This is a genomic window from Thermicanus aegyptius DSM 12793 (genome assembly GCF_000510645.1).
In the GTDB taxonomy this organism is placed as follows: domain Bacteria; phylum Bacillota; class Bacilli; order Thermicanales; family Thermicanaceae; genus Thermicanus; species Thermicanus aegyptius.
Window position 1 is genome coordinate 3,516,366 of record NZ_KI783301.1, and the last position, 11,770, is coordinate 3,528,135.

General features: G+C 42.7%; 15 protein-coding genes and 2 tRNA genes. 11 read left to right on the plus strand and 6 right to left on the minus strand.

Translation table 11 applies throughout. The features are described from left to right. Positions 1 to 303: 303 nt before the first annotated feature. The 6 genes from THEAE_RS0118595 to THEAE_RS0118625 form a co-directional block, all read right to left on the minus strand. The gene (locus tag THEAE_RS0118595) at positions 304 to 2,463 is read right to left on the minus strand and encodes a DUF3987 domain-containing protein (RefSeq protein ID WP_028988464.1); all 2,160 of its coding nucleotides are present in this window, start codon (positions 2,461 to 2,463) and stop codon (positions 304 to 306) included. 181 nt (positions 2,464 to 2,644) lie between these two features. Next, on the minus strand, positions 2,645 to 2,845 hold the full coding sequence (locus THEAE_RS0118605; RefSeq protein ID WP_028988465.1) for a helix-turn-helix domain-containing protein: 201 nt from the start codon (positions 2,843 to 2,845) through the stop codon (positions 2,645 to 2,647). Between the two features lie 17 nt (positions 2,846 to 2,862). Beyond that, positions 2,863 to 3,144, minus strand: coding sequence for a helix-turn-helix domain-containing protein (locus THEAE_RS0118610; protein WP_028988466.1), 282 nt, complete (start codon positions 3,142 to 3,144; stop codon positions 2,863 to 2,865). A gap of 45 nt (positions 3,145 to 3,189) precedes the next feature. Beyond that, complete coding sequence (locus tag THEAE_RS0118615) at positions 3,190 to 3,411, minus strand: hypothetical protein (protein ID WP_028988467.1); 222 nt, start codon at positions 3,409 to 3,411, stop codon at positions 3,190 to 3,192. A 13-nt stretch (positions 3,412 to 3,424) separates the two neighbouring features. Then, positions 3,425 to 3,586, minus strand: a complete 162-nt coding sequence (locus tag THEAE_RS23320) for a hypothetical protein (protein ID WP_169730009.1) — start codon at positions 3,584 to 3,586, stop codon at positions 3,425 to 3,427. A 121-nt stretch (positions 3,587 to 3,707) separates the two neighbouring features. Then, positions 3,708 to 3,896 carry a hypothetical protein gene (locus THEAE_RS0118625; RefSeq protein ID WP_028988469.1) on the minus strand — a complete coding sequence of 63 codons (189 nt, stop codon included), beginning with the start codon at positions 3,894 to 3,896 and terminating at the stop codon, positions 3,708 to 3,710. A 148-nt stretch (positions 3,897 to 4,044) separates the two neighbouring features. Between THEAE_RS0118625 and THEAE_RS22315 the strand changes: the two genes are divergently transcribed. From THEAE_RS22315 to THEAE_RS0118685, 11 genes are all read left to right on the plus strand, one after another. Beyond that, positions 4,045 to 4,740, plus strand: coding sequence for a helix-turn-helix domain-containing protein (locus THEAE_RS22315; RefSeq protein ID WP_052330168.1), 696 nt, complete (start codon positions 4,045 to 4,047; stop codon positions 4,738 to 4,740). A 215-nt stretch (positions 4,741 to 4,955) separates the two neighbouring features. Then, positions 4,956 to 5,031: transfer RNA gene (locus THEAE_RS0118635), tRNA-Gly, on the plus strand. A gap of 326 nt (positions 5,032 to 5,357) precedes the next feature. Next, complete coding sequence (tadA, locus tag THEAE_RS0118645) at positions 5,358 to 5,828, plus strand: tRNA adenosine(34) deaminase TadA (RefSeq protein ID WP_005583886.1); 471 nt, start codon at positions 5,358 to 5,360, stop codon at positions 5,826 to 5,828. A 62-nt stretch (positions 5,829 to 5,890) separates the two neighbouring features. Then, a tRNA-Ser gene (locus THEAE_RS0118650) sits at positions 5,891 to 5,982 on the plus strand. Positions 5,983 to 6,207: 225 nt separating this feature from the next. Next, a complete protein-coding gene (locus THEAE_RS21755) occupies positions 6,208 to 6,984 on the plus strand; it encodes a glycoside hydrolase family 25 protein (protein ID WP_005583885.1) in 777 nt (258 codons plus the stop codon). Between the two features lie 102 nt (positions 6,985 to 7,086). Continuing rightward, the gene (locus tag THEAE_RS21760; RefSeq protein WP_051430882.1) at positions 7,087 to 8,169 is read left to right on the plus strand and encodes a two-component system sensor histidine kinase NtrB; all 1,083 of its coding nucleotides are present in this window, start codon (positions 7,087 to 7,089) and stop codon (positions 8,167 to 8,169) included. Positions 8,170 to 8,198: 29 nt separating this feature from the next. Next, positions 8,199 to 9,917, plus strand: coding sequence for a DNA polymerase III subunit gamma/tau (dnaX, locus tag THEAE_RS0118665; protein WP_005583884.1), 1,719 nt, complete (start codon positions 8,199 to 8,201; stop codon positions 9,915 to 9,917). 7 nt (positions 9,918 to 9,924) lie between these two features. Then, positions 9,925 to 10,230, plus strand: a complete 306-nt coding sequence (locus THEAE_RS0118670) for a YbaB/EbfC family nucleoid-associated protein (protein WP_005583882.1) — start codon at positions 9,925 to 9,927, stop codon at positions 10,228 to 10,230. 21 nt (positions 10,231 to 10,251) lie between these two features. Further along, positions 10,252 to 10,848 (plus strand): recombination mediator RecR, encoded by a 597-nt coding sequence (gene recR, locus THEAE_RS0118675; protein WP_005583881.1) that lies wholly within the window; start codon positions 10,252 to 10,254, stop codon positions 10,846 to 10,848. Positions 10,849 to 10,896: 48 nt separating this feature from the next. Continuing rightward, positions 10,897 to 11,130: a hypothetical protein gene (locus THEAE_RS0118680; RefSeq protein WP_005583880.1), complete on the plus strand. Its 234-nt coding sequence runs from the start codon at positions 10,897 to 10,899 to the stop codon at positions 11,128 to 11,130. Then, positions 11,120 to 11,389 carry a pro-sigmaK processing inhibitor BofA family protein gene (locus THEAE_RS0118685; protein WP_005583879.1) on the plus strand — a complete coding sequence of 90 codons (270 nt, stop codon included), beginning with the start codon at positions 11,120 to 11,122 and terminating at the stop codon, positions 11,387 to 11,389. The genes THEAE_RS0118680 and THEAE_RS0118685 overlap by 11 nt, the downstream gene beginning before the upstream one ends. Positions 11,390 to 11,770 lie beyond the last annotated feature (381 nt).

The window sequence follows — 11,770 nt, forward strand, 5'->3', positions numbered from 1 at the left end:
TTTTAATTCCATTTACTTACAATACTTCCAACACACATTCTTACCTCTTACTTTCATATCCGTTACTTAGTCGACACTCGACACTTTATCGCTAATTGCTTGATACATAAGGCTTTATAGCCATTTTTCTTGGTCGACGATACGTCGACACTTTGTCGACACTTTCTCAAAAACCTAGCTAAACTGTCGAGTAACTGTCGACTATTTGTCGAGTTCAAAAAATCGCTTAAACATCTTGTTTGATAAGGTTTTTTTAAAAAACTGTCGAGTGTCGAGTAAGTGTTGATATATATAGCTCAAAGCCTATCCCCCTTTTACCAGTTTAATTTTTTGGGATTTGCCGTCTTTTACATCTATGGCGTGTCCCCTTTGAATAATCTCATTCACCAATGCAACGGCTTCAGTAGCTTTTTTTACTCCTGCTACTTTGTATCTAACAAGATCCCTATAACTAACCTCTCCTCCATGCTTCTCAATCCACTTGATTGCTAATCTGATCTTTTTGTCCTCAGGTGTCTCCCTGAGCATCGAATATACTTTTCTAGCGTGTGATTTTAGGTATTGCATTAGTTTAATGGTTCTAATCATAGTCTCATAATCTACATTCTCTTTGTTGTTCACTTCGCCGGTAACGTATCGTAATAAATGGAGGACCATTGATATGCGTAAAGAATAACTCCCAAACTTAGCCCAAGGCCCTAAGAGATGTTCTGGGAAATCATCTGCTTCTTGCTCATTTATGTTTCCCCTCATCCATTCCATCCATGTATCTAAGGCATCTTTGGTAAGATTTAATTCTATTTGCCCTTCTAAACCTATTTCATTAAGCTTTTTACATGCATTATCCCAAGCTTGCTTAGTCTCAATAGAAACAACATCTAAGGTAATATCTTGTTTAACCGGTTCAGGGAAAGCGAATATGAACCGGTGTATAAACCCGTCCGTTTCTGACATCTCGCTTCTTAGCTGTCCTAAGGTCTGAGGCTGGATTCCTCCGGTAAAGCCCACAAACGGGTTAGTAATATAAAGCGGCTCTCTTCCTTTTCTATTGACCATAAGACTGGTGCCGCTCCACAAAGACAATGCTTGCTGCTTGTCGGATCCCTTCCCGCCTTTGTATTGATTCATGGATAGTACCCATCCGGCTGCTTCATCTTGATAAATGAGAAGCCCATTATTGTTAATTTTTAGTAGTTCGGCCAAGGATTCTATGGTAGCGTCCGTTGTATAAATTTGCCTCATTATAGGGGGAATGGGCTTCGGTTGCTTCTTGTCCTCCGCATGGCGCTGAAGTTCCTCTTCATACTGCGCTTTTTCAAACTCATAGCGCATTTTAAGCCGCTCTTGGATGGAGAAAATTGGCTCCATCAATAATTTAAGAGCTGGTGTTTTCTTATCTCCTGGTTTACCAATGATAAGAGACCATATCCTAGCATATTCCTTCCAATCGTCCTTTGGTTTAATATAAGCGCTGTTTCCTATGAGAGAGCCTGCTATTGACAACATGGGCACTCCTAGAAAATCAGGAGGACAATATAACGATTTGGAGGCTTCCTTTATGAATCGTTGTAAAGGCTCTGGAAATACCTCTGGAAAAGGTTCTACCTTCTCTTCCTTAAACGGTACTGCTAAAGTTTCTTCATCAAAATATTCTACAGGTGTTATAATACTGCTAGATCCTTTTTCGTATCTTAAGGCACTTCTGATGAGCGTTTGAATCTCCCTATCACCCAATGGCGGTGATACAAGGTAAGCATTCATCATCTCGATAATCTTATAGATCTCATCATCCGTGTAACCGTACTGTTGAAGCCTGCTTGCGTGCCTAAATAGAGTATCGTTCCTTGCGCCCTCCGCTATAGGTAGCTCAAATGGGCGCTCTTCTTTTTTTGTGCTTAATATCTCCAGCCAACTAGGAAGAGGGGATAATGCTTCATCACTGACAGTTTCCCAGTATCTTCCTATTGTTGTCGCGGATGGTAAAACGATATACCCTTTATTTGGTAACCTATAATCCGCAAGGAAACCTAAAGGAGTAAAGGCCTTCACGTTCTGCCGTTCCACTCTTCCGGTATCCCGAAAGATAAACTGTCCCCCGTGCGGTGTTATGATGTAATGGTATTTAAGGCCTTGCTCCTTTAAAACGCCGTTTAATAGCTCCGCTTCGGCCTTATCGTCAATATCGACTACAATATAACCAGATGGAATGAGCATCCCTATCCATCCGCCTTGGATCACATCCAATGCCCAGGCTTCATCGCTAGATATTCCTTTGTAATCCGGTGAATTCCATCCGGTCTCTAAAGGTTTTTTTGCTTCACTGTACCTTTTCTCCGGTGGTTTAATGACTCTATTCTTATCAGATTCCCCTTTTAAGGGAATAAGCTTGCAATTGAATAGGCTTATTATCTCGTCAAAATCTAATATCCTTCCTAAGTTCAAAGAAGTTTCTTTAAGCTCCATTCGACTCCCCCCTCATGCCTTCGTAAAGGTAAAAATTTTATCTATCAACCAAAGCGTATTTGTGCTAAACTGAAAATGGTATTGGCAGTAAGGGACCAAATGTTTTTGGAGCAGTCCCCTACTGCCTCGGATACTAATTCCCTTTTGTCCCGCCTTCCCTAAAAAGGCGGTTTTTTCTCTTTTAAGCATCTTTCTTCCATACGCCTGGAAGAGCTGTACCTCCTTGATCCATCCACTCTTGGAGCTTATCAGGATCAAAGCGCAATTGCCGACCAATGCGGATCGCTGGGATGATTCCCTCCCTCACTTGGGTATAAACGCTTTGGACCGAAAGATTCAGGATCTCCGCTACATCCTCAACTAAAAGCAGCTTCTTTTCCATCGTTTTTCTCCTCCTTTTTATTTGACTGCCGAATTTAATTCGGTCTCCATATACTTCTTCAAATACTCCTGTTGTAGCCTAAGACCGTCCTCCTCTTTGCCAATGTAGATATGATCTCCTGAGATGTTTAGCACTCGTAAAAGGGAATGGAAAGAAGGTAGATGCGCCATCCGATTGTCCTTCTCCCATCGGCTAAGTGTTTTAACTGAGATCCCAGCCCGCTCTGCCACTTCTTTCTTTGACAAGCCCTTGTTCTCCCTCGCTTGTCTAAGAGTAAGCTCCATCTTTGGTTCCCTCATTTAATCGCCTCCTTAAACTTAATACCTACTTGCTGAGAAACTTGCCTAAAACAAATCTTCAACAATCTCGGGCGGCCATAGCTGGTCTTCAATCACTTCTTCACCGGTGGTAATGTCGAAAATGCTTTTCAGAAAAAGATAATTCCCGCAACCAGTACGTAAAATAACTTGTTTGACTTTAAGTTCCTTAATCTCGTATTCACGAAGTTTTTTCGCTCCCCAAATCATTTCCTCATTAATTTTTTGCTCTAACTTATTGTGCCACATTTTTACACCTCCTTTACCACTCATAATAAGCCTGCTCTGCTTCTGCCTGAGTGTTCCGGTCAAACCGCCGATACATCGCTGTGGTTAGGTCGTTAATCTGCTTCCTGTTCATCCCTAGATCGGTTGCCGCCATGATCGCATATCCCAGAGCAGCTGCATTACTCCACTCTCCCACGCCTAAACCCCTGATAATCAGAGCGCTAAGTACATTCTCAATATTTCCATTGCCTGCTAAGGCTTTTACTTCGCTCCAAGAGTGATGTGGGAGAGTAATAGTGACTTGACGGGTTTCCTTCTTAGTATTCGTTCCCAACAATTGTTTTAGGCCTCCATTCTTTTGTAATTTCCTTAAAAACCACGAAAGCCAAAGGGTATTCAATCTTAACGTCAATGATGTTCCCTGGATCCTTGGTGGAAAGGAACTCGTTTACCTTAGCTAACCCTCCTGGTTCATCAAGATAGAACTTCGCGATCCTTACGGTCATTATCATCACCTCCTTTTCATTTACTAAAGTAAATAAAACTCATTTGAGTAAATCATACAACCTGATTAGAATATTGTCAAGAATAATATTTACTTATTTGAGTAAAAACATTATTATATTAACAGGGTAAAAAGGAGGATTATTAAAAATGGAAAAAGACAAAAAAGATCTAGAGCTAGAGAATGGAGACAAGGATAAAAAAATAGAAAGGATTGAAGAAGAGGGTCTTGACTTAAATCCTGAGGATGTACCGGCTTATGCTTTACCGTATGTGAAAAGAGGACCGTTAAATGTTAAGGAATTCGGCGAATGGTTAAAGGCATTGAGAGAGGAAAAAGGACTTACGTTAGCTGAGCTGAGCGAAAAAACCGGTTATTCAACTTCTCATATTTCACAATATGAAACAGGGAAAAGAAAAACAAAGCCTAAGCCTGAATATCTAGAAAAGATGTCTTTACATTTGGGTGTGAAGTTTTCCGATTTACTTTATATGGCAGGTTATAAAAAATTAGCTGATAAAATGAGCTTTATTGAAGCTGTGAACGAATTTTCATATGAGAAATCTAAAAATGCAGGTTCAAAGAAAAATGATATAGAATCCGAATTGATTGAATATGTTAGGCATGTTACTGATTTAAGACGCTTTTTAATGAATGACTTTTGGTTTGAGACTACCCAAAGATATGTATTTCCTTCGTATAACGGTTTTCCTCTAAAAAAAGAGGATAGGATCAGGGCCATAACAGTCCTAGACGCTTTATTCCCTGAATATGTACAACTACGACAAAGAGCAGGGAGAATGAACCGATATGATAATGAAACAAAAAAAGGGTCCGAAGAATAATCGTACCCTTTTTTTGTGTGCGGGTTTGTGTGCGAACTGAGCCATTTAACCTCATTTTTGGCTATACATAATAAAAGTGCTAAACCGATAAAAGCCCTTATGTATCAAGGCTTTTTAATGCTCTTGACAATCGCTTAAAATTAGTGTAAAATGCCCATTGTTGGACTCTTAATCAGGGGGTCCAGGGTTCGAGTCCCTGAAGGCCCACCATCTTTGCGGACGTAGTTCAGCTGGTAGAACACAACCTTGCCAAGGTTGGGGTCGCGAGTTCGAGTCTCGTCGTCCGCTCCATACATAAATAAAAAAGGAGGCGGAATTTCCGTCTCCTTTTCGTTCATCCCCCTAGAGTTCATGCCCCTAGAAATAAAGAATAGCCAATCCGATGACCAAGCTAAAGATCATGAGTCCAAGGGAGAACAGATCAGATGCCGTTCCTTGTTTCATAAAATTCATCTCCTCACATCACATGATTGCAACATAACCACCATGATTGTAGCAGCAAAAACGAGGATCATGGGGAAAGAGGGAGAGAAATTCATAATCTGTTCACATTTGCAGCAACAAATTTGTCACAATTGTGATTTTGACTTTCATGCCATTGTGTGAAAGGAAGGTGGATGAAACTGAATCAAGAAGAAATGGACCGCTATTGGATGAGGGAGGCCTTGCTTTTGGCAGAAGAAGCGGGAAAATTAGGGGAAGTACCGATCGGGGCCGTTATCGTCCGAAATGGAGAGAAGATCGGACAAGGGTATAACCGAAGGGAGGTGGATAAGAATCCTCTTGCTCATGCGGAGATCCTGGCGATTCAGGAAGCAAGCAGAACCTTAAAAGGATGGCGACTTAACGGGACGACGCTTTACGTCACTCTGGAACCTTGTCCCATGTGTGGAGGTGCGATTCTGCAAAGCCGAATCCCTCGCCTTGTCTTCGGTGCGAGGGATCCCAAGGCAGGAGCGGCGGGATCCATCTTGGATTTAATGCATGAACCTCGTTTTAACCACCAAGTAGAGGTGGTGGAAGGGGTGTTGGCGGAGGAGGCGGGGGCGCTCCTGACCCAATTCTTTCGCCGGCTCAGGCAACGGTAATTGCCAGTTATCACCCTTGTCAGAAGGAGGATCGCGTGTTATACTTACTGATGCTTAACTTTGGAGGCGTACCCAAGAGGCCGAAGGGGGCTGACTCGAAATCAGCTAGGGCGGTTATTCCGTCGCGGGGGTTCAAATCCTCTCGCCTCCACCATTTTACATACCATCATGCCTTTTCTTGCCTGTAAAACGGCAGAAAAGGCTTTTTTATTTTCTCCTTAAAATTTATCTTTCATCAAAAGCAAAAGAAGGAGAAAGAGGTTGAATGTGGTTTAATTAAATACATATGGGTGAAAGGGGATTTTTTCCGTTCATCCTTTCTCTTTTAATGACTAAAGCGTATTTATAAGGAGGAGAGGGTAAGGAAGGAGGAAGATTCATGCAAGGGAGAGAAAGAGGAAACCCTCAAGGTATCGATGTTTCCCATTGGCAGGGAAATATCGATTGGCAAAAAGTTAAAGAGGATGGGATTTCGTTTGCCTTTATTAAAGCGACGGAAGGGAAAGAGTATACGGATCCGCGTTTTTACGAAAATGTTCAGGGAGCTCAAAATGCAGGGATTAAAATAGGGTTTTACCATTATGCGACACCATCCACTTTACAGGATGCAGAGGAGGAGGCGAACTGGTTTTTGTCTGTGGTTGGGAATCTAAAGAACGATCTCCCTCACGCCTACGATTTGGAAGAAAATAAAGCGGGATTAGATCCGGCGGAGCTTACGGCTCTTGCGGGCCGTTGGATGGCGATCGTATATGAAAGGACCGGAAAACTCCCCCTTTTCTATTCATTCCCCTATTTTATCCGCACGGCGATAACCCCAGGGGAGCTTGTTCGTTACCCTCTGTGGCTAGCCTCGTACCGCTCCGATCCACCCGAGGATTTAGGGGGATGGGAGCGGTGGACGGTGCTCCAATATACAAACCAAGGGAGCGTAGACGGAATTTCGGGACCTGTAGACATGAATGAATATGCATATCTTTTAGGGGAGGATGAAAAGATGTTAAATCGGGAAGATGCCGAAAAAATTATCCGGTTTTTATCTGCGGCCTGGTTTATTTGTAAGACGGAGGAAGATCGACAGGAATTTCATCGACTGGCGGAAGAGTTACGAAAAGCAAGCGGACAGCCGTCTCAGAGCTCGGCAGAAAAACCATAGAGGGATTTGTTTAGGGGGAAAAAGCCCCCTTTTTTATGGAAGGAATAATGAAGGAAAGTATCGAATAATTATGTATAGATCCCAGAGAGTGGAGTGAACTGCATGGAGAGAACATCAAAGCGCCAGGATCATAACCATTATTTACAACACATCTTAAATGATATGGAGCAAGGAGTCATTGCGGCCGATTTGTCGGGAAAGATCTTATGGATGAATCATTATGCCCTGAAAGTCTTTAATCTGGACAAAAAAACCGCAATCGGAAAAAGATTCGAACAGATTTTTCCGAACATTCCTGAAGAGTTAAACCTCATTCCGGACAAACTGCTCAAGGGGATAACGGAGAGAAACAAACCCTTTCGTTGGAACGTAAACGGGAAGCCTATGGATTTCCTACGCGATACGTATAAATTAAATGATGAAACGGGTAGACAGATAGGAGCCTTTATTTTATTTCGCGAGGCAGTCCATCTGTTTAATATTGATGAAAAGATACAGCGGGCGGATCGTCTTGCCATGATCGGGCAAATGGCGGCAGGTACCGCCCATGAGATACGAAATCCCCTTACCGCCATAAGGGGGTTTTTGCAGATGATCGGAAGCTCCTTAGAAGAAAAAGGATTGGAACGGGAGCGGGGATATATTGATTTAATGTTGACGGAAGTGATGCGAATAAATAATTTGGTGGATCAATTTCTGCTTCTTGGTAAACCCAGGAATATTCAGTACCGTATTCTGGATCTAAATCAAGTCTTAGAAGAGATCATCCCGATGGTAGAAAGTGAAGCAACATTACATAGTATAGAGATTACGAATCGGCGTTTATCCTCACTACCGAAAATCATTGCAGATCCCGAGTTGATTAAACAATTATTCCTTAATCTTATTAAAAATGCCATAGAGGCGATTGGTGAAGAGGGTAATATAGAAATTGATTATGATATTAATCGGGAAGAGCAGAAGCTAATGGTATCGATCAGGGATAGCGGGCCGGGAATTCCACCGTATATCATTGACCGTATCTTTGACCCTTTTTATACAACAAAGGAGAATGGGACAGGCCTTGGCCTCTCTGTGTGCCAACGGATTGTTCAAGACATTGGGGGATCCATTCGGGTAAGTAGCAAAGGGTTTGGAACCACTTTTCAAGTTTCTCTGCCTTTTCTTCATTCCTCTTTGATTTAGGATATGGTAAGATAAATAAAAGCGTATTGATGGTTGTAAAGAAGGTGTTTTCCATCGCGTATAAAGCTTTATACCGGGTTTATCGACCGCAAACATTTTCTGAAGTGGTCGGGCAAGAACATATCACCCAGACGCTCAGGAACGCCGTCCGTGATGGACGAACGACCCATGCGTATCTCTTCAGCGGCCCCAGGGGAACCGGAAAGACAAGTGCCGCTAAGATTCTGGCTAAAGCCGTCAATTGCCTATCTCCCCAGGAAGGAGAACCATGTAATCGATGCGATCATTGCGTTGGGATCACCTCTGGGGAGATCATGGACGTTTTGGAAATTGACGCCGCTTCTAACCGAGGGGTAGATGAGATTCGGGATATTCGGGAGAAAGCTTATTTGCGTCCTAGTCTTTTAAAGTATAAAGTGTATATTATTGATGAAGTACACATGTTGACGACGGAGGCTTTTAATGCCTTACTTAAAACCTTGGAAGAACCACCCTCTCATGTTATCTTTATCCTAGCGACCACCGATCCACATAAGGTTCCTCTTACGATCTTATCCCGCTGTCAACGATATGACTTTCGGAAAGTTTCAATGCAAGAGATGATGAAACGTTTGCGGAAAATTACGGAAGAGGAAGAGATTCACATTACAGAGGGGGCTCTTCGGCTTATCGTACAGTTTTCCGATGGAGGGATGCGGGATGCCTTAAGCTTACTTGACCAAGCTTATTCCTTTGCAGGGAAGGAAATTACCGAAAAAGAAATAGAGCTTTTAGTGGGTTCCCTATCGAACGAGTGGTTTGGTCAAGTTATCCTTGCCCTTTACGAACAACGGATCGCTGATCTTCTTCAATTAACCGATGAGGCTTTCTCCCAGGGAAAAGAACCCGATCAGATCCTCCGGGGCCTTCTTTACTTTCTGAGGGATTTATCCCTTTTCCACTATGCACCGGAGTTGGATGAAGTGGCGCGGGAGAAAGAAAGCCAAACGTTTGTCACATTGGCACAAGTTCTTCCTCTGGACCGTATCTATGAAACGATGGGTTTTCTCAATAAGATGCAAAATGATCTCCGCTGGTCCTCTTACCCAAGAATTCTCCTGGAGACGGGATTGATCCATTTGGGTATGCATATCTTGGCGCAGAATCCTATGAAAAAAGAATTTGGGATCTCTTCTTTTTCGGAAGAAGAAAGCCCAAGGATCAAAAAGTTGGAGGAACGAATCGAAAAAATAGAGCGGTTGCTCAGAGAAAATCCAAAATTGCAGGATAACATGGAGGAGGCAGAAAGAAAGGAGGAAAGAAGAGGCCCTATTTCCAATGTGGGAAATCCATCATTCCCTTTTCTTATTCAACTTATGGAGAATGCCCGAGATAATTATTTAAATCGGATGTTGGAAATATGGCCTGAAATCTTAGAGGCGATTCGAAGGAAGGAAATACGAACGGAAGCGTGGCTAAAGCAGGGGAAACCCGTTTTGGTAACGGATAAAGAGATTCTCTTATCCTTTACAAGTGCATTGCACAGGGATATGACCCATCGTCCGGAAAATAAATCCATCATTGAAGAGGTTTTGGCAGAAAAGACAAAGATCCCATTTAAAATCCACACCATCATGCAGGAGCAATGGGACGAGGCGTTAAAGGTAAAAATAAGCAAGGAAAATAGAGAAGGAAATCCTCCCATCGTACAAGAGGCGATCAAATTGTTTGGAGAGGATTTTGTAGAAATTAAAAACAGGAGGTCATAAAAAGTCCATGAATATGAATCAAATGATGAAACAAGTAAAGAAGATGCAACAGGAAATGGAGAAAGCCCAGGAAGCCTTAAAAGAGAAAACCGTACAAGGTAGCGCGGGAGGCGTGGTTACTGTAACGGCGAATGGACATAAAGAGATCCTTTCTGTGCAAATCAAGCCGGAAGCTGTTGACCCGGAAGATGTGGAACTCCTGCAAGATCTTATCCTCACGGCCACCAATGATGCCCTAAAAAAGGTGGATGAATTGGTACAACAGGATTTGGGAAGATTTACAGGCGGACTAAATTTACCGGGACTATTCTAAAAAAAGAATCGAGGAAGCTTCATGATTTATCCGGAACCGATCTTGAAACTTATCGACGGTTTTATGAAATTGCCGGGGATTGGACCAAAAACAGCCGCTCGCCTGGCTTTTTTTGTGTTAAAAATGAAGGAAGAAGATGTTCTTCAAATCGCTAAAGCATTAGTAAATGTAAAGCGGAATCTTCATTATTGCAGTCAGTGTTATCATATTACCGATACGGATCCATGCCCCATCTGCCGCGATCCCCATCGCGATTCCCGCTATCTCTGCGTCGTGGAGGAACCGAAAGATGTGATCGCCATGGAGAAAATGAAGGAATACCAAGGGAAATATCATGTCCTCCATGGAGCGATTTCACCCATTGAAGGAATAGGGCCTGAAGACCTGCGCATCCCGGAATTGTTAAAACGTTTACAGGACGAAAAGATAGAAGAAGTCATCCTGGCGACCAATCCGACCGTTGAGGGGGAAGCGACTGCGATTTACCTTTCCCGTTTGTTAAAACCAACCGGGATTAAAGTAACACGGATTGCCCACGGTCTCCCTGTGGGGGGAGATTTAGACTATGCAGACGAAGTCACATTAGCGAAAGCGATGGAAGGGAGAAGGGAGTTATAGGCATAAACACCCCTATGCCGCATAAAAATGACATAGGAGGTGTACAACATGAGTTTATATAGGAGACGGGAAATTTCATTACGAAATGGGAATGAGGTACAAAATCAGTTATTACGTATCAAAAAAAGATGGGAAGAGGATGAAAAAATCTTTAATCTGTTAGAAAAAGATCGCGAAATCGAGCGATGGAGTTACCGTATTCTCGTGGATCGCCTTCTTTATCGCTTTTTCTTCCGCATATCGAAAGGGGGAAGCGGGAGGGAAGGAACGTATGAATCCTAAATACACTCTTCTGTCTCTCCTTTTTTTACCCGTTCTCTTTCTGATGTTTCGTTCGGAACGGATTAAACGTTATTACGGGAAAATTTCCCGTTTCTTTGTGCGGATTCTTTTCTCCGCTTTAGGGTTGTACCTCTTCAATCTGGGTGCCCAATTTTTTTCCTTTTCCCTCCCCATCAATCTGTATACAGTGATCACTTTCGCGTTTCTAGGAGTACCCGGACTTCTTCTTCTCGTTGTTTTAAAAGGGTTATTCCCTTGAATGATCTATGAAAAGCGAAAAGTTGAGTCATTTATGATACGCCACGAGATAAGCATATTACTTGATTATGGGAAAAATTGTATGCATCAAGCATCTTGACTTGGGGAATGGTTCGTGGTAAGATGTGAAACGTCGCTTCGGGGGACAAAAAACAGAAGAGCTGCCGGGAATGAATCCAACCGAATCAGGACCGGACAGAAACCAAAAATTCTCTGTTGACAAAAAGCTCCTCGATGTGATAAGATAACCAACGTCGCTGCCACGGCGGCGCGGAAAAAAAGACCCATGGTTCCTTGAAAACTGAACAGAAACGCCTGTGAGGAATAAAAGCAAGAAGAATTGAGAGTCGAGGAAGAAGACTCGAGCAGGGGGGAAGGAAGG